23 protein-coding genes are annotated in these 22626 nt (G+C 58.3%); 9 read left to right on the top strand and 14 right to left on the bottom strand.

Annotated elements, in window-relative coordinates; genetic code table 11:
* Positions 1-6 precede the first annotated feature (6 nt).
* Positions 7-777 carry an SDR family oxidoreductase gene (locus tag QMN93_RS02765; RefSeq protein WP_014882827.1) on the bottom strand — a complete coding sequence of 257 codons (771 nt, stop codon included), beginning with the start codon at positions 775-777 and terminating at the stop codon, positions 7-9.
* 28 nt (positions 778-805) lie between these two features.
* The gene (gene tesA / locus QMN93_RS02770; RefSeq protein ID WP_032661743.1) at positions 806-1429 is read right to left on the bottom strand and encodes a multifunctional acyl-CoA thioesterase I/protease I/lysophospholipase L1; all 624 of its coding nucleotides are present in this window, start codon (positions 1427-1429) and stop codon (positions 806-808) included.
* Here tesA and ybbA point away from each other — a divergent pair.
* The 3 genes from ybbA to QMN93_RS02785 all read left to right on the top strand — a co-directional run bounded on the left by ybbA (position 1400) and on the right by QMN93_RS02785 (position 5826).
* Complete coding sequence (ybbA, locus tag QMN93_RS02775; protein ID WP_023617272.1) at positions 1400-2086, top strand: putative ABC transporter ATP-binding protein YbbA; 687 nt, start codon at positions 1400-1402, stop codon at positions 2084-2086. The two genes, tesA and ybbA, sit on opposite strands and share 30 nt — an antisense overlap.
* Complete coding sequence (ybbP, locus tag QMN93_RS02780; RefSeq protein WP_182383126.1) at positions 2083-4497, top strand: putative ABC transporter permease subunit YbbP; 2415 nt, start codon at positions 2083-2085, stop codon at positions 4495-4497. Before ybbA ends, ybbP begins: the two co-directional genes overlap by 4 nt.
* Positions 4498-4680: 183 nt before the next feature.
* Entirely contained in the window at positions 4681-5826 is a 1146-nt protein-coding gene (locus QMN93_RS02785) for a porin (RefSeq protein ID WP_182383127.1), read from the top strand.
* Between the two features lie 123 nt (positions 5827-5949).
* Here QMN93_RS02785 and mnmH read toward each other — a convergent pair whose 3' ends face one another.
* The 7 genes from mnmH to ppiB all read right to left on the bottom strand — a co-directional run bounded on the left by mnmH (position 5950) and on the right by ppiB (position 10661).
* Positions 5950-7020 (bottom strand): tRNA 2-selenouridine(34) synthase MnmH, encoded by a 1071-nt coding sequence (gene mnmH / locus QMN93_RS02790; protein ID WP_182383128.1) that lies wholly within the window; start codon positions 7018-7020, stop codon positions 5950-5952.
* A gap of 84 nt (positions 7021-7104) precedes the next feature.
* Positions 7105-8172, bottom strand: a complete 1068-nt coding sequence (gene purK, locus QMN93_RS02795; protein WP_032661448.1) for a 5-(carboxyamino)imidazole ribonucleotide synthase — start codon at positions 8170-8172, stop codon at positions 7105-7107.
* Positions 8169-8678: a 5-(carboxyamino)imidazole ribonucleotide mutase gene (purE, locus tag QMN93_RS02800; RefSeq protein ID WP_323619407.1), complete on the bottom strand. Its 510-nt coding sequence runs from the start codon at positions 8676-8678 to the stop codon at positions 8169-8171. Before purE ends, purK begins: the two co-directional genes overlap by 4 nt.
* 161 nt (positions 8679-8839) lie before the next feature.
* Positions 8840-9025 carry a hypothetical protein gene (locus QMN93_RS02805; RefSeq protein WP_045887960.1) on the bottom strand — a complete coding sequence of 62 codons (186 nt, stop codon included), beginning with the start codon at positions 9023-9025 and terminating at the stop codon, positions 8840-8842.
* Positions 9026-9093: 68 nt separating this feature from the next.
* A complete protein-coding gene (locus tag QMN93_RS02810; protein WP_023310633.1) occupies positions 9094-9303 on the bottom strand; it encodes a YdgH/BhsA/McbA-like domain containing protein in 210 nt (69 codons plus the stop codon).
* A gap of 137 nt (positions 9304-9440) precedes the next feature.
* Complete coding sequence (gene lpxH, locus QMN93_RS02815; RefSeq protein WP_045887961.1) at positions 9441-10163, bottom strand: UDP-2,3-diacylglucosamine diphosphatase; 723 nt, start codon at positions 10161-10163, stop codon at positions 9441-9443.
* Between the two features lie 3 nt (positions 10164-10166).
* Positions 10167-10661, bottom strand: a complete 495-nt coding sequence (ppiB, locus tag QMN93_RS02820; RefSeq protein WP_023310635.1) for a peptidylprolyl isomerase B — start codon at positions 10659-10661, stop codon at positions 10167-10169.
* 174 nt (positions 10662-10835) lie between these two features.
* Between ppiB and cysS the strand changes: the two genes are divergently transcribed.
* Entirely contained in the window at positions 10836-12221 is a 1386-nt protein-coding gene (gene cysS, locus QMN93_RS02825; protein WP_193138876.1) for a cysteine--tRNA ligase, read from the top strand.
* A gap of 89 nt (positions 12222-12310) precedes the next feature.
* Here the strand turns inward: cysS and QMN93_RS02830 are convergent, their stop codons facing one another.
* The 5 genes from QMN93_RS02830 to folD all read right to left on the bottom strand — a co-directional run bounded on the left by QMN93_RS02830 (position 12311) and on the right by folD (position 16830).
* Positions 12311-12838, bottom strand: a complete 528-nt coding sequence (locus QMN93_RS02830; protein ID WP_039263988.1) for a metal-dependent hydrolase — start codon at positions 12836-12838, stop codon at positions 12311-12313.
* Between the two features lie 74 nt (positions 12839-12912).
* Positions 12913-13929, bottom strand: coding sequence for a Mal regulon transcriptional regulator MalI (gene malI / locus QMN93_RS02835; protein ID WP_023310638.1), 1017 nt, complete (start codon positions 13927-13929; stop codon positions 12913-12915).
* 86 nt (positions 13930-14015) lie between these two features.
* Positions 14016-15515: a PTS transporter subunit EIIC gene (locus tag QMN93_RS02840; RefSeq protein ID WP_029741054.1), complete on the bottom strand. Its 1500-nt coding sequence runs from the start codon at positions 15513-15515 to the stop codon at positions 14016-14018.
* 234 nt (positions 15516-15749) lie between these two features.
* A complete protein-coding gene (gene ybcJ, locus QMN93_RS02845; RefSeq protein WP_023334767.1) occupies positions 15750-15962 on the bottom strand; it encodes a ribosome-associated protein YbcJ in 213 nt (70 codons plus the stop codon).
* 1 nt (position 15963) lies between these two features.
* Entirely contained in the window at positions 15964-16830 is an 867-nt protein-coding gene (folD, locus tag QMN93_RS02850; RefSeq protein ID WP_008499332.1) for a bifunctional methylenetetrahydrofolate dehydrogenase/methenyltetrahydrofolate cyclohydrolase FolD, read from the bottom strand.
* A 310-nt stretch (positions 16831-17140) separates the two neighbouring features.
* Between folD and fimA the strand changes: the two genes are divergently transcribed.
* The 5 genes from fimA to fimH all read left to right on the top strand — a co-directional run bounded on the left by fimA (position 17141) and on the right by fimH (position 22621).
* The gene (gene fimA / locus QMN93_RS02855) at positions 17141-17704 is read left to right on the top strand and encodes a type 1 fimbrial major subunit FimA (RefSeq protein WP_023310641.1); all 564 of its coding nucleotides are present in this window, start codon (positions 17141-17143) and stop codon (positions 17702-17704) included.
* Positions 17705-17772: 68 nt separating this feature from the next.
* On the top strand, positions 17773-18318 hold the full coding sequence (gene fimI, locus QMN93_RS02860) for a type 1 fimbrial protein subunit FimI (protein WP_008499334.1): 546 nt from the start codon (positions 17773-17775) through the stop codon (positions 18316-18318).
* A 34-nt stretch (positions 18319-18352) separates the two neighbouring features.
* Entirely contained in the window at positions 18353-19045 is a 693-nt protein-coding gene (gene fimC, locus QMN93_RS02865; protein WP_033144824.1) for a type 1 fimbria chaperone FimC, read from the top strand.
* Positions 19046-19059: 14 nt separating this feature from the next.
* Positions 19060-21621, top strand: coding sequence for a fimbrial biogenesis usher protein (locus QMN93_RS02870; protein WP_182383130.1), 2562 nt, complete (start codon positions 19060-19062; stop codon positions 21619-21621).
* Positions 21614-22621, top strand: coding sequence for a type 1 fimbria D-mannose specific adhesin FimH (gene fimH, locus QMN93_RS02875; protein WP_033144826.1), 1008 nt, complete (start codon positions 21614-21616; stop codon positions 22619-22621). The genes QMN93_RS02870 and fimH overlap by 8 nt, the downstream gene beginning before the upstream one ends.
* The last annotated feature ends 5 nt before the right edge of the window (positions 22622-22626 follow it).

Genomic DNA, 22626 nt, shown 5'->3' on the forward strand with positions numbered 1-22626 from the left:
TTCAACTCAACCGTGCAAAATTTTGTCCATCATCCGGCCCGGCAGCAGGCGTTTTAACCAGCCTACGGCATGGGTGACCAGCGTCACCGGATAGCGCATTTTAGGATGTTCGCTCTCAAAAGCATGGCGCACTTTGGCTACCACCGCCTCTGGCCCGAGGGTAAAACGTGCGGCAATGCCGGGGTTCTCGACCGGCTTATCCGCCTGGGTCTGGTTCACGTTTTCGGTAAAGCGGGTGCGGATCGGGCCGGGCTCAATCAGGCTGACCTTGATGCCGCTGTGGCGCAGCTCCATGCGCAGGGCGTCGGACCAGGCCTCCAGCGCATATTTGCTGGCGGCGTAGGCGCCGCGGCCCGGGGTGGAAATCAGCCCCATCACTGACGATGTCATCACGATGCGCCCTTCACCGTGCGGCAGCATCGCGGGGAGCAGGCGCATGGTGAGCTGATGCACGCCGAAGAAGTTGGTCGAAAACTGTTTCTCCAGCGTTTCGCGGGAGAGCGTATCCAGCGGGCCATACACGCCGTAGCCGGCATTGTTAAAGAGCCCGTAGAGACGATTGTCGGTCAGCGCGATCACCTCATCGGCGGCGCGTTCAACGCTCTCCGGCGAGTCCATATCCAGCAGCACGCCGGTAAAGCCCAGCCCGTTCATGCGTTCGACATCGTCGGGTTTGCGACACGCCGCCAGCACCCGAAACCCCTGGCGCTTCAGTTCGAGCGCGCTTTCCAGGCCGATTCCACTGGAACATCCTGTAATTAAGACCGATTTTTGCATAACTTTACCTGTCAGGATCTCCGCTTAATCAGGAGTCATGTTTAACTAAAGGAGCCAGCCGCGTTGCCATCCAGTCGGCAATAAACGGCTGAGCATCGCGATTGGGGTGGATCCCGTCGTCTTGCATCCACTGGGGTTTGAGATAGACCTCTTCCATGAAAAATGGCAGCAGCGGAATATCAAACTCTTTGGCAAGCTTAGGGTAGATCGCGCTAAAGGCTTCATTATACCGACGACCGTAGTTAGCGGGCAGGCGAATTTGCATCAGCAGCGGCTGGGCGTTTGCCGCTTTGATATCCTGCAAAATGGTGCGCAACGTTTGCTCGGTTTGCTGAGGCTGAAAACCGCGCAATCCATCGTTACCGCCAAGCTCCACCAGCACCCAGCGCGGCTGATGCTGTTTGAGCAGTGCAGGCAGGCGCGACAGGCCCTGCTGCGAGGTATCACCGCTGATGCTGGCGTTGATTACCGACGTCTTGCTCTGCCATTTGTCGTTGAGCAGCGCGGGCCAGGCCGCGCTGGCCGCCATGCGATAGCCTGCGCTCAGGCTGTCGCCGAGAACCAGTAACGTGTCCGCTGCCGCCGCGCGGAAGGTCATCAGAATCAAAAACAGGAAGGGCAAATGCCAGCGGAAAACAGTGTTGAAGTTCATCATCTTAAGAAGTCCGTCGGTCAGGGGGAACACGAGCTTTCCATCCTTACTGGAGTTGAACTCGTTGTCAAACGCGCTGAAACCATCGCGCTGATTGGCGAATCCGGCTCTGGCAAGTCCACGCTGCTGGCGATTTTGGCCGGTCTGGACGACGGCAGCAGCGGCGAGGTCCATCTTGTCGGGCAACCGCTGCATCAGCTTGATGAAGAGGCGCGGGCCGCGCTGCGCGCGCGTCACGTTGGTTTTGTCTTCCAGTCCTTCATGCTGATCCCCACCCTGAACGCGCTGGAAAACGTCGAACTCCCGGCGCTGTTGCGCGGTGAAAACAGCCGTGAAAGCCGGGCGCACGCGAAGGCGCTGCTGGAGCAGCTCGGTCTGGGCAAGCGTCTCGACCACCTTCCCGCACAGCTTTCCGGCGGTGAGCAGCAGCGCGTGGCGCTGGCGCGGGCGTTTAACGGTCGTCCCGAAGTCCTGTTTGCCGATGAGCCCACAGGTAACCTTGACCGTAAAACCGGTGACCGGATTGCCGACCTGCTGTTTTCGCTCAACCGCGAGCACGGCACCACGCTGATCCTCGTCACCCACGATCCGCAGCTCGCCGCCCGCTGCGACCGTCGCCTGCGGCTGGTGAACGGTATTCTTCAGGAGGAGGCATGATTACCCGCTGGTTCTGGCGCGAGTGGCGCTCGCCCTCGCTGCTGATTGTCTGGCTGGCGCTAAGCCTGGCGGTGGCCTGCGTGCTGGCGCTCGGCAGCGTCAGCGACCGCATGGAAAAAGGGCTTAGCCAGCAGAGCCGGGAGTTTATGGCGGGTGACCGGGCGCTGCAAAGCTCCCGCCCGGTGCCGTCGGGCTGGATTGACGAAGCGCGTAAACAAGGGCTGAAGGTGGGGGAGCAGATAAGCTTCCAGACCATGACCTTTGCGGGCGACACGCCGCAGCTCGCCAGCGTTAAAGCCGTCGATGATATCTATCCGATGTACGGCGAACTGCAGACCAACCCGCCAGGGCTGAAGCCAAAGCCCGGCACGGTGCTGCTGGCATCACGTCTGATGGCGCTTCTGAACCTGAAACCCGGCGACAGCATCGACGTCGGCGACGCCACCCTCAACATTGCCGGGGAAGTGGTGCAGGAGCCCGATTCCGGCTTTAACCCCTTCCAGCTCGCGCCGCGCCTGCTGATGAACACCGCGGATGTCGCGGCAACCCATGCTGTACAGCCGGGCAGCCGCGTCACCTGGCGCTATAAGTTTGGCGGCACGCCTGCCCAGCTTGACGCGTACGAAAAATGGCTTCTGCCGCAGCTCAAGCCGGAGCACCGCTGGTACGGGCTGGAGCAGGACGAAGGGGCGCTCGGTAAATCACTTGAACGTTCTCAGCAGTTCCTGCTGCTTTCGGCACTGTTGACCCTGCTGCTGGCGGTGGCGGCGGTTGCCGTGGCGATGGGGCACTACTGCCGCAGCCGTTACGACCTGGTGGCGATCCTCAAAACCCTGGGGGCGGGCAGGGCGCAGCTGCGCAAGCTGATTGTCGGCCAGTGGCTGATGCTGCTGGTCCTCTCCGCGATTACTGGCGGAATAATCGGGCTGCTGTTTGAAAAACTGCTGATGGTGATGCTGAAGCCGGTGCTCCCGGCCGCCTTGCCGCCGGCCAGCCTCTGGCCGTGGCTGTGGGCGATGGGCGCAATGACGGTGATTTCGCTGCTGGTGGGGCTACGCCCCTACCGCCTGCTGCTCGCGACGCAGCCGCTGCGCGTGCTTCGCAACGATGTGGTGGCGAACGTCTGGCCGCTGAAGTTCTACCTTCCGGTGATTATTGCCGTGGCGGTGGGGCTGCTGGCGTGGCTGATGGGGGGCAGCACGCTGCTGTGGGCGGTGCTGGCCGGCGCGGTTGTGCTGGCGCTGCTGTGCGGCGTGCTGGGCTGGATACTGCTCAACGTCCTGAAGCGGCTCACGGTGAAATCGCTGCCCGTGCGCCTGGCGGTCAACCGCCTGCTGCATCAGCCGTGGTCAACGCTCAGCCAGCTGTCGGCGTTTTCGCTGTCGTTTATGCTGCTGGCGCTGCTGTTAGTGCTGCGCGGCGATCTGCTGGATCGCTGGCAGCAGCAGCTTCCCCCGGAAAGCCCGAACTATTTCCTGATCAACATTGCCCCTGAGCAGGTCACGCCGCTGAAGGGCTTCCTGTCGGAGCATCACATTATCCCTGAGTCGTTCTATCCCATCGTGCGCGCGCGTCTGACGCAGATCAACGGCCAGCCAGCGGACGGAAACAAGGACGAGTCGCTGAACCGCGAGCTGAACCTGACCTGGCAGGAGAAACGCCCTGACCACAACCCGCTAACCGCGGGCACCTGGCCGCCGAAAGCGGGTGAGGTGTCGATGGAAGAGGGGCTGGCGACGCGGCTGAACGTGAAGCTCGGGGACAGCGTGACCTTTACCGGCGATACCCAGGATTTTACCGCGAAAGTCACCAGCCTGCGTAAAGTGGACTGGGAAAGCCTGCGGCCAAACTTCTTCTTTATTTTCCCGCCGGGCGCGCTGGACGGGCAGCCGCAGAGCTGGCTGACCAGTTTCCGCTGGGAAAATGGCAACGGCATGCTGACCCAGCTCAACCGGGAGTTTCCGACGGTCAGCCTGCTGGATATTGGGGCGATCCTGAAGCAGGTGGGGCAGGTGCTGGAGCAGGTGAGCCGCGCGCTGGAGGTCATGGTGGTGCTGGTGACCCTCTGCGGCGTGCTGTTGCTGCTGGCCCAGGTGCAGGTGGGCATGCGCCAGCGCCATCAGGAGCTGGTGGTCTACCGCACGCTGGGTGCCGGAAAGCGGCTGCTGCGGATGACGCTCTGGAGCGAGTTTGCGCTGCTGGGGCTGGTGGCGGGTCTGGTAGCGGCCATTGGCGCGGAAACGGCGCTGGCGGTGCTGCAGACAAAGGTTTTCGACTTCCCGTGGGAGCCTGACTGGCGTCTCTGGTTGATCCTGCCTCTCAGCGGCGCGGTGCTGCTTTCTCTCTGCGGAGGCTGGCTCGGCACGCGGCTGTTAAAGGGCAAAGCCCTGTTCCGTCAGTTTGCGAGTTGATTTAGCACGGTGATAGTTGCGCACCGGGTTTTAATGCCGGTGCGCAGCGTTTAAATAGCACAAACTGATAATACCCACTCATTTAGTAGCACAAAACATTAAAAACCCGACCACACGGCCCGATTATTTCCAGTTAATATTCACCCGCTAAATATTTAGCAGCGTGTCTATTAAGGAAAAATAATGACTATAAAAAAATCAGCGCTGGCGGCAACGATCGGCGCGGCAATGGCATTGACTACCTTCGCTTCTCAGGCGGAAATCACCGTTCTTAAGCAGGATCCTCAGGCGGGTAACCCGCTGAGCCGCCTGAACTTCACCGTTGGCGGCAGTATCCGTCCTCAGTTCCAGAACATGACCGGCGACGACGGTAAAAACAGCTACAAGCGTAACGGCTTTGACGGCGGCACCCGTTTCCGTTTCGCGGCTGATTACTACCTGTTTGATGACATCAGCTGGATCAGCTACTACGAGCTGGGTGTCAATATTCCTGCGCAGTTTAACTGGGATCACCACTACGCCGACGGCGCACACGACACCACGCGTCGTATGCTCTACACCGGTCTGAAGAGCGATACCTGGGGTACGCTGACCTTCGGTCAACAGAACAGCGTTTACTATGATGTGGTGGGCGCGAAAACCGATATCTGGGACTACGACATGATCGGTCAGGCGCCAGGTAACGGGATCAACGGCGATTACGACGGATCTTACCGTTCACGCCAGATGCTGAAATATAAGAAAACCGTGGGCGATGCCGACATCTACGCATCTTACCTGTTTGAAGACAGCGAATACCTGCCGGGCAACGGCCTGCGCTACAAGCGTAAAGGCGGCGGCTCGCTGGGTCTGGATTACCACCTGACTACCGACCTGACCTGGGGCGCGGCGTGGAACTACACCCGCGCGGACATGCGTAACCCGGACAACGGCGACAGCAAAACCTACGACCAGAACATTCTCGGTACCGCGCTGAGCTGGACCCCGGACAACTGGACCTTCTCCGCAGGCGGCGGCTGGTACCAGAACTTCATGACCACCAAAAAAGTGTCGGTTAACGACTACTTTGCGGGTGATGCATGGGGTATTGAATACTTTGCGGGCTACAAGTTCCCGGTCGGTCAGTACGCGGTTAAATCTATTCAGCCTTACTTCATGGGCGACCGTATTGAGTACGTGAACGGCCGTAACTACCAGCGCATCGACAACGGCGTGGGTATCAGCTTCCAGCTGGATTACGGTTTCCGCGTGGATTACGAACACGTGTTCACCTCCAGCACCGACAACCTGGGCGACATGAACCTGGTGCGTCTGCGTTACGACTTCTAGGTCGTCTTGTAGGGTGCGGCCTGATGCCCTCACCCTGACCCTCTCCCACGGGGAGAGGGAACAAACATTAAAAACGGCAACCCTGGTTGCCGTTTTGCTTTTACCTCGCTACCTGGCTTTGTTTTAGCGATCAAGCCAGTCAGCAACCTCTTCGTACGTCCCGCGATACACAATCTTCTCCGCCTTTTTCTCCAGCTGATAGCCGTACATTGGGTCGTAATAGTCCTTCAGCAGCGGCGCAAGCCAGCTGAAGTGCGCGTCCGTGCTGCCGGAGCGTTGCTGTTCCAGCAGCGCGGAATCTAACAGCGCGGTGAATTCTGCATACCGCTGCAGCCCCAGACGGCGGCGAATGGCGAACAGGCCGTGGTGCAGATACTCGCTGTATTCTTTCCAGCCCGCTTCCTCGCCGTATGCGGCAGAAAAGTCCGCCCACATATGGTCGAAATACTCTTCGCGCAGGCGCTCAAGGCGGACGTCAAACGGGTCTTCGACGACAACGATAGGGGCTTCAGCCATGCGGTCGCGCAGGCACTCCGGCAGGTGGTTGGAGCCAATCATCCGGCCCTCGTCTTCCAGCACCCAGCGCGCGGCGTCTTTTTTCAATAGCTCAACCGCAAGGTGGTTTTCAAAGCTGGCCTGGGAAAGCTGCGGCGTGAGCGTGCGGCCAAACGACGAACCTCGGTGGTGCGCCAGCCCTTCCAGATCGATACCCTGCGCGTGCTGCTTCACCAGCAGGGTTTTACCGTTTCCGGTGCAGCCGCCAATAAGCACCATCGGCTTTTGTGACTGCTCGATGGTCACCTGAATCGCCGTCTGACGCAGGGCTTTGTAGCCGCCGCGGATCAGCGGGTAGTCGACGCCCGCCTCTTTCAGCCAGGCCTGCGAGATATGCGAGCGCTGGCCGCCGCGCGCGCAGCAGAGATAGCCCTCAGGATGGGCAAGGCTGGCTTCCCGCCAGGCGTTGATGCGTGCCTCACGCGTCTCGCCGCTTACCAGCTGATGGCCGAGCGCCAGCGCGGCCTCGGGGCCCTGGCGTTTATAGCAGGTACCGACGGCGGCGCGCTCGTTGTCGTTCATTAAGGGCAGGTTGATCGCCGCAGGCATCGCACCCTGGGCAAATTCGATCGGCGCGCGAACGTCGATTAAAGGGGTATCAGACGCGAGGATCGCGCGATAGTCCGTTCCATCGTTCATGGTTGTTCCAGAAGAAAACTCAGCAGCAATGGGCGGGGATTGTACGCCGGGGAAGGGGAAGATCAACTCCCCGGCGCAGATGTCTTACTTGAGCTTAGACTGTGCCCAGACAATACCGCTCGCATATTCCGGCGGCAGGAGCGGGATCATCGCTTCCAGGGTGGCGCTCAGGCGGCCCGTGTCGCTGTCGTTCAGGTTCAGGTGACCGACCTTACGACCCGCGCGTACCTCTTTGTCATACCAGTGCAGATGCACGAGCGGCAGCTTCAGCCAGTCGTAGTTCAGATCGGTGCCGATCAGGTTGATCATCACCGACGGGCTGTTCACCACCGGCTGCGGCAGCGGCAGGTCCGTAATCGCGCGCAGGTGCAGCTCGAACTGGCTGATGGACGCGCCGTTTTGCGTCCAGTGGCCGCTGTTGTGCACGCGCGGCGCAAGTTCGTTGATCAGCAGACCGGACGGGGTGATAAAGCACTCCATCGCCATGACGCCCACATACCCGAGTTCGTGCATGATGGCAGAGAGCATATCTTCCGCCTGCGCCTGCTGGTCAGCATTGGCGTGCGGGAAGGCGACGCTGGTGCGCAGAATGCCGTCCTGATGCAGGTTATGCGTCAGCGGATAAAAGACGGTATGCCCGTCGTGCCCGCGCGCGCCAACCAGCGACACTTCACCGCTGAAGTTAATGCCCTGCTCAACGATGCACTCGCCGTAGCAGTCGTCCGGCAGTTCTGCCGTTTCATCTGCACGCAGGCGCCACTGGCCGCGGCCGTCATAGCCGCCCACGCGGCGCTTCACGATTGCCAGCTCGCCCAGCATCGCGAAAACGTCATTCCACTCGCTTTTATCGGACAGGAGCTGCCACGGCGCGGTCGGCAGACCGAGCTTGTCGAACAGCTGCTTTTGCGTCAGACGGTCGGCGATGATCGGGAACACGTCGCGGTTAACGAAGGCGTTATGACGCGCCAGCTCGCGGGTCAGAGCCGTTTCCGGCCAGCGTTCGATCTCGGCGGTGATCACGCTCTGGTGGAACGGTACGGCTTCCGGTTCGGCGTCCAGCCCGACGGGCCAGACGGCAATACCCAGCGGCTCACCGGCCTGACGCAGCATGCGGCCTAGCTGGCCGTTACCGAGGACGCAAACCTGCTTCATGCCGCACCCCGCGGGTCCGGATTGTCCAGCACCTCGTCGGTCTGGGCTTTACGCCACTCCGCCAGACGCTGGTGTAATGCTTTATCGTGCGTCGCAAGAATTTGCGCCGCCAGCAGGGCTGCGTTCGCCGCACCCGCTTTACCAATCGCCAGCGTGCCGACAGGAATACCGCGCGGCATCTGGACGATGGAGTAGAGGCTATCCACACCGCTTAACGCGGCGCTTTGGACCGGAACGCCCAGTACCGGCACCAGGGTTTTAGCGGCAATCATGCCTGGCAGATGTGCTGCGCCGCCCGCGCCGGCAACGATCACCTCATAACCGTTCTCTTCGGCGCTTTCGGCGAAGGTGAACAGTTTGTCCGGTGTACGGTGCGCGGAGACCACTTCAACGTGGTGCGGAACATTCAGGATTTCAAAGATTTCGGCGGCGAACTGCATGGTAGCCCAGTCGCTTTTGGACCCCATCACGATGGCGACACGCGCCGGATTATTGCGGGAAGACATGCGTCTTAAAACTCCTGTGGTGCGAAACACACTGCTTTCGAGGGCACAGAGAATAGCATGTTATACGGGCAAGGAAAACGGTTGCGCGGTTAAAAGGCGAGCAGTTATGGCGAGAAAGCGATAACAAAAAAGACCGCACGACGGCGGTCTTTTATGTGATGTTACTGAAGATCCCCTGCGGACAGGTTCTCGTTGTCGAACGCGCGGCTGACATCGATATGATTCACCATGCCGGTGTCGGCATTCGAGCCCGATTTTGGCACGGAGAAGCGATTCTCCGCGGCCTGTGCGCCAGTGGACACCACGACTGCCAGCAGCAGGGTACTTACGATGCTGATGTTTTTCATTCTCTGTTCCTTCCTCATCGTATTGTCGCTGTCGCACGTCTTCGCTGGCGGCACGGCAATCAGGGTTTTTATTTAGTCAGTTCTGCGGTCATGTACACGCGGTTGTTGACCTTCGCGCTCGTGATTTTATAAGAGGCATTCTGCTCGGCGGCCTGCGCGGCAATTTTCGCTTCTGCGCGGTCAAGGGTAGAGGCGGTTGCGCTCACGCTTTGAGCGAAAGAACCGAAAGAAACCAGGGAAAGAGCGGCAACTGCAACGAAAGTTTTGATAGATTTCATGGTCGTATTCCTTAAGTATTTTATCTGGGATAGGGCGTATTGCCCTGATGTGATAAATAATAGGCCGACCACGGGCTGATTAAAATCGAAACAATTTGCCGATATTGTTCAAAAAAATAGAATGATGGTGCGAGGGGTTAAAACGGAAACGCGATCGGCTCCACGCCCTCTGGCGTGACTTTGACCATGGAGCCTTCGGTGTGCCAGGCACCTAATACCACGCGATGGGCCGGTTCGCCGTTGGCGATAAGGGAATGGACGTCAGGACGATGGGTATGACCGTGGATCAACCACTGAACGCCATGCTTTTCCATCACGCTCACCACGGCCTGCGGGTTCACGTCCATGATGGTCATGGATTTGCTGCTGTTGGCGGCTTTACTGCCCGCGCGCATTCTGGCAGCTATGCGGTTACGGATAAACAGCGGCAGCGCAAGGAACACCTTTTGGATCCACGGGGTGTGGACTTTGGCGCGAAACGCCAGGTAGCCGGTATCGTCGGTGCAGAGCGTGTCGCCGTGCATGATCAGAACCCTGCGGCCATAGAGGTCGAGCACCTGCTCTTCCGGCAGCAGCGTCATGCCGCTTTCGCGGGCGTAGCGCTTGCCGATCAGGAAATCACGGTTGCCGTGAATGAAGTAGCAGGGGACGCCGGAATCCACGAGCGCGTGAATGGCGGCGGCCATTTCACGGTGCAGCGGGTTAGGGTCGTCGTCGCCAATCCAGGCTTCAAAGAGGTCGCCCAGGATGTACAGCGCATCGGCGCTTTTCGCTTCACCGCGTAAAAAACGCAGAAAACCGGCGGTTATCGCCGGTTCTTCTGTTTGCAGATGCAGATCCGCAATAAAGAGTGTCGCCACGAATTACTCGCTGACGGTCACGCTTGTAATCACAACGTCTTCTTTAGGAACGTCCTGGTGCATACCGCTGCGGCCAGTAGCGACGGCTTTGATCTTGTCAACCACGTCCATACCTTCAACCACTTCTGCGAATACGCAGTAGCCCCAACCCTGCAGGCTTTCGCCGGAGAAGTTCAGGAAGTCGTTGTCCGCCACGTTGATGAAGAACTGCGCGGTGGCAGAGTGTGGCGCCTGAGTACGGGCCATTGCCAGCGTACCGCGGGTGTTTTTCAGACCGTTGTTCGCTTCGTTTTTAATCGCTTCTTTGGTCTCTTTCTGGTTCATGCCAGGTTCGAAACCGCCGCCCTGGATCATAAAACCGTTGATCACGCGGTGGAAAATGGTGTTGTTGTAGAAACCTTCGCGGCAGTAGTCCAGGAAGTTTTTAACTGTTTCAGGCGCTTTGTCATCAAAGGTTTTGATTACGATATCGCCATGATTAGTGTGGAAAGTAACCATTTTTGCATCCTGTTCCGTTATTGTGGTACGTCGACCCGCGTTCGGGTCATCTATAGGGGCTTGTTATAGCATAACCACAGGATGCGATCACCTTGCATTGTGTGCTGCTTCGGGTTTGAATTACGGGTAGAATAGCCGGTTTTCAACCACACACGTGTTTACATGGAATCTTCGATGTTAAAAATCTTTAATACAATGACGCGCCAGAAAGAGGAATTTAAACCTATCCATGCCGGGGAAGTCGGCATGTACGTGTGTGGTATTACGGTTTACGATCTCTGTCACATTGGCCATGGCCGTACCTTTGTCGCCTTCGACGTGGTGTCACGCTACCTGCGTTTTCTGGGCTACACCCTGAAATACGTGCGTAATATCACCGACATCGACGACAAAATCATCAAGCGCGCTAATGAAAACGGCGAAAGCTTTGTTGCGCTGGTCGATCGCATGATCGTCGAAATGCACAAAGATTTCGACGCTCTGAATATTCAGCGCCCGGACAGCGAGCCGCGTGCCACCCACCATATTCACGAAATCATCGAGATCACCGAAAAGCTGATCGCACGCGGTCATGCCTACGTTGCGGACAACGGTGACGTGATGTTCTCGGTGCCGACGGACCCAACCTACGGTTCGCTTTCCCGTCAGGATCTGGACCAGCTCCAGGCCGGCGCGCGCGTTGACGTGGTTGACGTGAAGCGTAACCCGATGGACTTCGTGCTGTGGAAAATGTCCAAAGAGGGCGAGCCAAGCTGGCCATCACCGTGGGGCGAAGGCCGTCCGGGCTGGCACATTGAATGTTCCGCGATGAACTGCAAGCAGCTGGGCAAGCACTTCGATATCCACGGCGGCGGTTCAGACCTGATGTTCCCGCACCACGAAAACGAAATCGCGCAGTCCACCTGCGCCCACGGCGGCGAGTACGTTAACTACTGGATGCACTCCGGCATGGTAATGGTTGACCGCGAGAAGATGTCTAAATCGCTGGGTAACTTCTTCACCGTGCGCGACGTGCTGAAGTATTACGACGCGGAAACCGTGCGCTACTTCCTGATGTCCGGCCACTATCGCAGCCAGCTGAACTACAGCGAAGAGAACCTGAAACAGGCGCGCTCGGCGCTGGAGCGTCTGTACACCGCGCTGCGCGGTACCGACAGGTCTGTTCCTGCTGCAGGCGGCGAAGCGTTCGAAGCCCGCTTCGTTGAGGTGATGAACGACGACTTCAACACCCCGGAAGCGTACTCCGTGCTGTTCGACATGGCGCGCGAAGTGAACCGCCTGAAGTCAGAAGATATGGTCGCGGCGAATGCGCTGGCGTCCCATCTGCGTAAGCTCTCCTCCGTGCTCGGCCTGCTGGAGCAGGATCCGGACGCGTTCCTGCAGAGCGGTGCGCAGGCGGACGACGGTGAAGTGGCGGAAATTGAAGCGTTGATCAAAGCGCGTCTGGAAGCGCGTCAGGCAAAAGACTGGGCGGCGGCAGATGCGGCGCGTAACCGTCTGACCGCGATGGGCATCATTCTGGAAGATGGCCCGCAGGGCACCACCTGGCGCCGTAAGTAATTTTCCCCTCACCCTAACCCTCTCCCAAAGGGAGAGGGAATTATTAGGTTTTCTCCCTCTCCCCGTGGGAGAGGGCCGGGGTGAGGGCATCAGCGCCCACGTTTTCTCCACCACAGCAACCCCATCAGCACGACTCCCGGCAGCCACACCCACAGCAGCTCCGACACGATCACCTGATGCCCGTACGGCGTGGTGTAGCGCGACAGCGCAAACGGCGCGACCTTAATCACCTGCCACGGCGCAAAGAAGCGTTCATCTGACCACGGCCACAGCCAGCCGACGCCTTTCCCGCCCGTGGTAATCGAATCCAGCAGGCTGTGCGATAGCAATGACACGGTTAAAAACAGCCAGCACCGCGTCAGGCTGGCCCGGAACCACCGTCGTCCAGTCAGCACGCAGAGTATCGGCACCACAAAGGCGAACAGCAGGGAGTGGGTAAAGCCGCGATGGCCGAAAACATTGCCGTACGCGACGCCGAACTTGAACGCCAGCACGTCGGCATCCGGCAGCATGGCGAGGACAATCCCGGCAAACAGCAGGCGGGGAGGAATCACTTTGGTTCCCAGGCCTAAGCCCAGACAAAGCGGAACAGCAGCGTGTGTAATAACGGTAGGCATTGCGATTATCCATGGCAAATCATGGAAATATAGCAGCAATCCCGCGCCGGCAGATCCGCGTCAAATTCTTATTTTTACGCCGACTCGCGCGCGATAAGCTGTCCGGAAAGCGTAATGCGCTGGGTTTGCAGCGTCGGCTCCTTCAGCGTGCGAATAATCAGCCCTGCAGCCTGACGCCCCGTCTCTTCGCTGGCTGACGAGACGTAGGTAAAGGACGGCGAGGTGAGGTTAACGTGGAGCATATCTTCGAAACCGACCAGCGCGACCTGCTGTGTCAGAAACACATCTTTACCCACCGTTCGTCCAACCTGATGAATACCGGAGATGGAGCCGATCATGGCATCCGGAGAGTGGCAGAGCAGGGCGGTGATGGTGTTGTTTTTTTCCAGCAGCTGGCGGGTGGCGAAACCCGCCGCCAGCGTGTCATCGCTGCAGGCCGGAGAGTATTCATCCCGCCAGACCAGCCCGTTCTGCGTCATCGCGCTGCGAAAACCGAGCAGGCGCTGCTCGCGGATAAGGCAGCCTTCACGTCCGCCAATGTAGGCAATATTGCGATGGCCGCGCTCGATAAGATAACGCACCGCCAGATTTGCCGCCTGACGGTTATCGCGCATCACCAGATTGCATTTTTCATCCAGCAGCGACTGAGAAACCACCACTAGCGGCAGCGGGCAGCGGCGAATCTGCTCCGGCAGGGTGGAGGTGCGGGTATCCGAGGCCAGATAGATAACCCCGGCGACGCCCTGCTGCTTAAACGACAGCAGGCAGCGCTCAAGATGGTCATGGTCGTTCTGGGGCTGGCCGAGAAAAACCATATACCCCTGTTTTTCAAGATCCTGGACGATACTCGCCATCACCTTGATGGAGAAACTGTCGCTAAAGTCGCGGAGGATCAGGCCAATCAGATTGGACGTATTGGCGCGGAGATTGGCAGCGGCAACGTTATGAACATAGCCCAGCGTATTGATGGCAGCGTTGACCTTCTCGATCGTTGCCTCTGAGATTTTCCCTTTCTGGCGCAAAACCAGCGAGACGGTTGAGACCGATACGCCCGCGTGCTTTGCGACATCAATAATGCTGACTTTCTTCAAAACCGCTCCCTGAAATTCACCGATTATCAGTCAGATACGACAATGCGTCTCCCAGACTACAGGAGACGCGTCGTTCAGGCATCTTATTATTTGCCGATCATGGTGGACATGGTCTGGGCGATAAACTGTGCTCTGGCACCGAAAATCACCTGAATACCGTTGTCGCCGACGAAGACCACGCCGCGCGCGCCGAGTCCGTTCAGGCCGTCCTTATCGACCACCTCGCTTTTTGCCACTTCCAGGCGAAGGCGGGTGATACAGGCGCCGACGGAGTCGATGTTGTGCGCCCCGCCCAGCAGGGTGATGATCTCGGTCGCGAGTTCTGAATCAGACTTATCATCCGCGTTGGCGGTCACTTCAGTGCGGCCCGGCGTTTTCACGTCGAAACGACGGATCACAAAGCGGAACGTGAAGTAATAAATCAGACCCATTGGAATGCCGATGATAATCGCATTCAGGAAGTTGGTCTTGTAGCCGTTAAAGGACGGCAGGATCCCGAATGACAGATAGTCGATAAAGCCCGCGGAGAACGACTTGGCGATATGCGCATGCAGCAGATACATGGTCATGTAGGCCAGGCCCGCCATGATGGCGTTAAAGACGTACAGGATCGGCGCCACGAAGATAAAGGTAAACTCGACCGGTTCGGTGATCCCCGTCAGGAAGCAGGTCAGCGCCGCAGAGAACAGAATACCGGCCGCGATTTTCTTATTCTTCGTATGGGCTTCGTGATACATCGCCAGGCACGCGGCGGGCAGCGCGAACAGCATCAGCGGGAATTCGCCCTGCATGAATTTACCGGCATTCTGGTAGGTGTCGCTGCTGAAGGACTTCACTCCTTCTTCCAGCATCTTGAACCAGATCGTCTGGTCGCCGTGGATCACCTGTCCAGCCTGGGTGGTGTAATCCCCGAACGAATACCAGAAGGACGGATACCAGATGTGGTGCAGGCCGAGCGGGATCAGCGCGCGCTCTACCAGACCGAAGATAAAGGTCGACGCCGCCTGATTATCGCCGTTCACCACCACGGAGAGCGCGTCGATACCGGCCTGGATATGCTGCCACACGTACGGCAGCAGCAGCCCCATCAGGAACGACAGAAACGCCGTTGCAATGGCCACGAAGCGCTTGCCGGAGAAGAAGCCCAGGAACTCCGGCAGCTGCATGGTGTGGAAGCGGTTATAGCACCAGGCCGCGAGAATACCGCAGATCAGGCCGCCGAAGACGCCCATCTGCAGCGTCGGGATGCCGACCACCATGGCGTATTTCCCACCCTGGGAGGCCATTTCCGGCGTGATGCTCAGCACGGTGCTGATGGTGATATTCGTGACAAACACCGACACCGCCGCAGACAGCGCCGCGATGCCGGATTCTGACGCCAGACCCACGGCGGAGCCAATGGCAAACAGCATCGGCAGGTTATCAAAGATAACCCCGCCCGCGTTCATCATCAGCGGCAGATGGAACTTATCGCCGAAGGCCAGCAGCAGGCCCGCAGCGGGAAGCAGTGAAATTGGCAGCATTAAGGCGCGACCAATCATCGATAACTTAGACAGCGATTTAACAAACCCTGATATCAGACTCATGCTGATTTCCCCCGAGTAGCGCTTTTCTGGCGCTGTTATTGTAAGTAGAACGTTTTAGTAGAACGTTCTACTTATCGTGGGCAAAGAGTGAAAAACGCGCAACAGAATTTTCATGTTTCAACAGATGAAATAGTGATTATTTGAAGTTGATCGATAAATAACCGCGATGGGTGTGAGGGGATTTTATATCCCCTCTCCCTGTGGGAGAGGGTTAGGGTGAGGGCATAAAATGGCTCAGGCCGTAACGGTTACGCTCTGTCCTTCAAAGCTCACGGTCTGACCCGCGACGATCTTGCAGCGCTTGCGCGTTTCTACCACGCCGTCGACTTTTACCAGCCCGTCGGCGATAACGATTTTCGCCTGCGCGCCGCTTTCGCTCCAGCCTTCCAGCTTCAGCAGGTCGCACAGCTCAACGTGCGGGTGTTTACCTAATGAAAAAGTCGCCATCTTACGCGTCCTCTACGTCGTGATATTCTTCGCACGCCTGCAGCGTATTCTGAATCAGCGTTGCTACGGTCATCGGGCCTACGCCGCCCGGTACGGGGGTAATGTAAGACGCGCGCGCGGCGGCATCTTCGTACACCACGTCGCCGACCACTTTGCCGTTTTCCAGACGGTTAATCCCGACGTCCACGACAATCGCGCCCTCTTTGATCCACTCGCCCGGAATAAAGCCCGGCTTGCCGACCGCGACGATCAGCAGATCGGCGTTCTCGACGTGGTGACGCAGGTTTTTGGTGAAGCGGTGGGTTACGGTGGTGGTGCAGCCCGCCAGCAGCAGCTCCATGCTCATCGGGCGACCCACGATGTTGGACGCACCGATAACCACGGCGTTCAGACCGTAGGTGTCGATGTTATAGCGCTCCAGCAGCGTCACAATGCCGCGCGGCGTGCACGGGCGCAGACGCGGCGCGCGCTGGCACAGGCGGCCAACGTTGTACGGATGGAAACCGTCCACGTCTTTATCCGGCGCGATACGCTCCAGCACCTTCACGTTGTCGATACCCGCCGGCAGCGGCAGCTGAACCAGAATACCGTCGATTTCTTTATCGGCATTCAGGGTGTCAATAAGTTCCAGCAGTTCTGCTTCGCTGGTGGTTTCCGGCAAATCGTAAGAGCGGGAGACGAAGCCCACCTCTTCACACGCTTTGCGCTTGCTGCCGACATAAATCTGCGATGCCGGGTTGCTGCCAACCAGCACAACGGCCAGCCCGGGGGCGCGTTTTCCGGCAGCTTTACGCGCCTTCACTTTTTCCGCGACCTCAGAGCGCACCTGCTGCGCAATCGTTTTACCGTCAATAATCTTTGCTGCCATCAGAGAGAAGATTCCGTCTGTAACGTTTGAAAGGGGGGATGGCGTGTATTTTGTCAGAAGCGAGCGTCGCTGTCAGTCACCCTTTACGCGTTTTTATCAGTGAGACGCAAAAAGCCTTCTTAAGGGATGGTCAATTTCTTAGGCGGGATTAGGATGTGACCTGGCGAAATAGCAGCGTTTTGACATATTTAAAAAACGCGTCCTGAGCTACTTTGTCTCCTCCGAAATAAGCTTTCAATTAATCAATTGAACGTATTTCTTATTCCCGATTATTCGCGGGAAGGGTTATTTACATTTTAAAGGAATAGACATGAAACTCAGCAACATTGCTTCTACTGTTATTGCTACTTTGGCCCTGGTTGCAGGTGCCGCAAATGCAGCAGATCCTGCTGCGCCGGTTTCCGTAAATGGCGGTACCGTACATTTTAAAGGTGAGCTGGTTAATGCGGCTTGTTCAGTAAATACTGATTCTTCCGAGCAGACCGTTAATCTGGGTCAGTATCGCACCGCGAAATTTACCAAAGTGGGCGACACCACCTCTAATATTCCATTCAACATTGAACTGAATGATTGCGATCCGCTGGTTGCCAAAACTGCCGCTGTTGCGTTCACCGGTCAGATCGACCCAACCGACAAAACCCTGCTGGCCGTGACTTCTGGTAACAACGACAACACCGCGAAAGGCGTGGGTATCGAAATCCTCGACAGCAAATCCAGCGTTCTGACCCCAGACGGCGCGACCTTCTCTGCTGCGCAGACGCTGATCGAAGGGACCAACACCCTGAAGTTCACCGCACGTTACAAATCAACGGCTGCCACCACTGAGCCAGGCCAGGCAAACGCTGACGCCACCTTCGTAATGAAATACGAGTAATTCCTCCGCACAGGGATGTTCAGGCCTCACGGACGAGGCCCGTCATACGCTAATGCCAGGAACGAAGGATGACAAGGACTGGAACACTACTGCTGTTAACCCTTGCGATGGCTTGCCCGGCATCGGCGCATACCGTGGTGATCGAAGGTGGCAAGGTTCATCTCAGAGGTGAACTGGTGAACGGCGGCTGCGCCGTGGCGCCAGACAGCCAGAATATGCGCATCGACATGGGGCAGTACCGAACCAATTCATTTTCCGGTGTGGGCAGTTTTTCCACGGTTAACGTGCCTTTTACCGTGCGGCTGCTGGACTGCAGCGTTGATGTTTCGCGCACCGTGGGGATCCAGTTTCAGGGCGCGACGCCCGCAGAAGATCCGCAGGTCTTTCTGGCGACCTCGCGGCCGGGTGAAACGCCCGTCAGCAGCGGCGTGGGGCTGGCGCTCTTTGACGAACAGCAGCGTCAGATTATCCCAAACGCCACGGCCGTCAGCTGGCTGCCGATCGATACCCGCGAGCTCGCGTTCCATTTTAGCGCCCGCTATCGGGCTATTTCCGAACACCTCGAGCCAGGCAAAATTCAGTCGGATGTCTGGTTTACGTTGATTTATCCATAACACCTGCGAACACATTATTAAAGGTACGGTTGTGATGAATACCCTAATTAAACCAGGACTTTTTTTATCGTTTATTTTGATGATGGTTTCTGCCTGCGCAAATGCTTCCGGCGGTATTGCGCTGGGGGCCACGCGCGTTATTTATCCCGCAGAGGCGAAGCAAACGTCGCTGGCGATCACTAACAGCAACAAACAGGAACGCTATTTAATTAACGCGTGGATCGAAAATGCGAGCGGGCAAAAAGAAAAAACCTTTGCCGTCACTCCGCCCCTGTTTGTCAGCGAGCCGAACAGTGAAAACACGCTGCGTATTATTTACGCCGGGCCAGCGCTGCCTGCCGATCGCGAATCGCTCTTTTACATGAACGTGAAGGCGATCCCGTCGGTGAATAAAGCGAAAACGGAAAACAATAACGTGCTGCAGCTGGCGATCCTCTCACGCATCAAGCTGTTTGTGCGCCCGAACAACCTGGCGATGCAGCCGGAAGAGGCGCTTTCCCAGCTGCGGTTTGAGCGCGCGGGCAGCCATCTCAAAGTCAGCAACGCTTCCCCGTATTACATCACCCTCGTCAACCTGAAGCTGGGCGGGCAGCAGCTGGATAACCTGATGGTTGCACCGAAAAGCTCGGCTCAGCAGGTGCTGCCAGCCGGTGCCAGCGGCACGCTTTCCTGGCAGAGCGTGAATGACTACGGTGCCATCACTCCGGCGCGTAGCGTCAACCTGTGAGCAGAGTCAGGGCGATGAAAAACCACCAGAGACGTTACTGCCCGGTTGCACTGGCGCTGATGGCTGCGCTCTGGCCGCAGGCTGGCTGGAGCGAAAGTTATTTCAACCCGGCCTTCTTGTCCGACGACACCGCCAGCGTGGCGGATTTGTCGCGTTTTGAACAAGGACACCAGCAGGCACCCGGCGTTTATCGCGTGGATATCTGGCGTAACGATGAGTTTATCGGTACCCAGGACGTGCGTTTCGAGCAGGCCGAGAACACGCCGCCGGTGGCGGGCGGTTTGTCGGCGTGCATTACGCGCGCGATGCTCGATCGCTTTGGCGTTAACGTCGCGGCGTTTCCCGAGCTGGCTAAGGTGCAGGGCGAGACCTGCGTTCCGTTGACCACGGCTATACCCGGCAGCGAAACGGCATTCAACTTTGCCTCACAGCGTCTGGACGTCAGCCTGCCGCAGGTGGCGTTGCAAAACAGCGCCCGGGGCTACATTCCGCCCGAACAGTGGGATGAAGGCATTCCCGCCGCGCTGGTGAACTACAGCTTCACCGGTAACCGGGGAAGCGAAGACGACAGCTATTACCTCAACCTGCAAAGCGGGTTGAACTATGGCGCCTGGCGTTTACGTAACAACGGCGCATGGCGGTACACGCAGAATAACGGGCAGCGGCACAGCGAGTGGCAGAATATTGGCACCTGGGCGCAGCGCACCGTCATCCCGCTCAAAAGCGAACTGGTGCTGGGCGACAGCAATACCGGGAATGACGTCTTCGACAGCATGGGTTTTCGCGGTGGGCGGCTCTTCTCGTCTGACAGCATGTACCCGGACAGCCTGCAGGGCTACGCGCCGACCGTGCGGGGGATCGCCCGTACGCCTGCCAAAGTGGTGGTTCGCCAGAACGGCTACGTTATCTATCAAAGCTATGTCCAGCCGGGCGCATTTGCGATTACCGATCTTAACCCGACCTCCTCAAGCGGTGACCTGGAAGTCACGGTTGAAGAGAAAGACGGCACCCAGCAGCGCTATACCGTGCCGTACTCCACCGTGCCGCTTCTGCAGCGCGAAGGTCGCTGGAAGTATGACCTCGTTGCCGGGGATTACCGCAGCGGTAACAGCGATCAGGATACGCCGTTCTTCACTCAGGGCACCCTGATTACCGGTCTTGCCAACGGTTACACGCTCTACGGCGGTACGCAGCTGGCGTCACGCTATACCGCGGTGGCCGTCGGGGCCGGGAAAAACCTGGGCGACTGGGGCGCGGTCTCGCTTGATATCACCCACGCCCGCAGCCAGCTCGCGGACGACAGCAGGCACGAAGGGCAGTCTCTGCGCTTCCTCTACGCGAAATCTCTTAACGGCTTCGGCACTAACTTCCAGCTGCTGGGCTACCGCTACTCCACAAAAGGGTTTTACACCCTCGACGATGTCGCCTGGCGCTCAATGGAGGGCTATCAGTATGCCGATAGCCAGAACGATAACGATGTGCCGGACGTGCAGAGCTATCACAACCTGACGTGGAATAAAAAAGGCCGCTTCCAGCTCAACGTGTCTCAGTCGCTGGGGGACTACGGCTCGGTCTATATCTCCGGTAGCGAGCAGACCTACTGGGGAACAGACGAGACGAACCTCTGGTACCAGCTGGGCTACGCGGGAGGCGTGAAGGGGATCAACTACTCCGTCTCGTGGTCGTGGAACAAATCCGTGGGGATAGACGGCACCGATCGGATCGCGTCATTTAACGTTTCCGTGCCGTTCAGCCTCTTTACCCGTCAGGGCTATCGCCGGGACAGCGCGATTGACCGCGCCTACGCGACGGCATCCGCCAGTCGAAACAGCGATGGCGATACAAGCTGGCAAACCGGCGTCAGCGGAACGCTGCTGGAGGACCGCAACCTGAACTACAGCGTGACCCAGGGGCACGCCAGCACCAACGGCGCAAGCGGAAGCGCCAGCGCCAACTGGCAGGCGACCTACGGCACGCTGGGCGTGGGCTACAACTACTCCCGCGATCAGCACGATCTCAACTGGCAGCTCTCCGGCGGGGTAGTCGGCCACGCCGACGGCGTGACCTTCAGCCAGCCGCTGGGCGACACCAACGTGCTGATCAAAGCGCCGGGGGCATCGGGCGTCAGTATTGAAAACCAGACCGGCGTGAAAACCGACTGGCGAGGCTACGCGGTGATGCCGTATGCCACCGTCTATCGTTACAACCGCGTGGCGCTGGATACCAACACCATGAGCAACAACACCGATATCGAAAACAACGTGAGCAGCGTGGTGCCGACCAAAGGCGCGCTGGTACGCGCCAGCTTTGATACCCGCATTGGCGTGCGCGCCCTGCTGACGGTAACGCGCGGCAACCAGCCGGTGCCGTTCGGCGCGGTGGTGCGTGAGACCAAAAGCGGCGTGACGAGCATGGTGGGGGATGACGGGCAAATTTACCTGAGTGGGCTGCCGCTGGAGGGCGAACTGCTGATCCAGTGGGGCGACGGGGCGCAGTCCCAGTGTCGCGCACCTTACAGCTTGTCTGAACAGAGCCTGCAACAGGCAATCACACTTAAGGGGATCGGCTGTGATTAAAACTCAACTCTTTGCCTTGTCGCTGCTGGCGCTACTGCCCGCGACAAACGCATTAGCGACCGTGTGCGTCAATGAAAAAGGCGTGCCGACGGAAGTGCATTACGACCTGACGGATAAATTCAACAGCTCGAATAACCAGATTGGGCAGGTCGTGACGCTCAGCGAGAAATCGCAGTGGGTAGGGGTGAATGCCGTCTGCCCGAAGGGCACGACCGGGAATACCACCAAGCGCAGCTATGTGACCGATTATCCGGTCACGGGGACCAGCGATGGCTATCAGTATCTGAAGCTTAACGACTATCTGGACGGGGCGATGAAAATCACGGACAGCTATGCTGGCGTGTTTTACCCGCCAAAAAGCTATATCCAGATGGGGAGCCATCCTAACGTCTCCAAAAACAAACCGTTTGGCGTTCAGGACTCCAGCCTGGTCTTCCGTCTTAAGGTGACCCGGCGTTTTATCAACATGGTGGTGATCCCGCGTGCCACCATGTTCCGCGTTTACGTCACCACTACCTCTTCCGATCCGTTAACCACGCCGGTCTATACCATCAGCTACAGCGGAACCATTCAGGTGCCGCAAAGCTGCGCCATCAATGCCGGTAACGTGGTGGAGTTTGATTTCGGCGACATTGGCGCCTCCTTGTTCAGCAAGGCGGGCGTGGGTAACAAGCCGGAGGGGGTCTCATCGCAAAGCAAAACCATCGCCATCAAATGCACCAACGTGGAGGCGAACGCCATGCTGACGATGCGGGTCGAGGCGGAAAAAGTCTCTGATAATGTGCTGGTGTCGGATAACCCGGATGTGGGGTTCATCATCGCCAACGAGAGCGGGGCGCCGCTGACGCCCAACAACCTGACGAGCAAAATTCCGTTCCGCCTCGACGACAGCGCGCAGGCGCAGGTCGGGATCCGGGTCTGGCCGGTGAGCGTGACGGGCAATAAGCCAGCGGAAGGGCGTTTCACCTCGCGCGGGTATTTGCGCGTGGATTACGACTAAGGAGC

Origin of the sequence: Enterobacter sp. R-1.6.2 (assembly GCF_035064085.1) — a bacterium.
In the GTDB taxonomy this organism is placed as follows: Bacteria; Pseudomonadota; Gammaproteobacteria; order Enterobacterales; family Enterobacteriaceae; genus Enterobacter; species Enterobacter asburiae_B.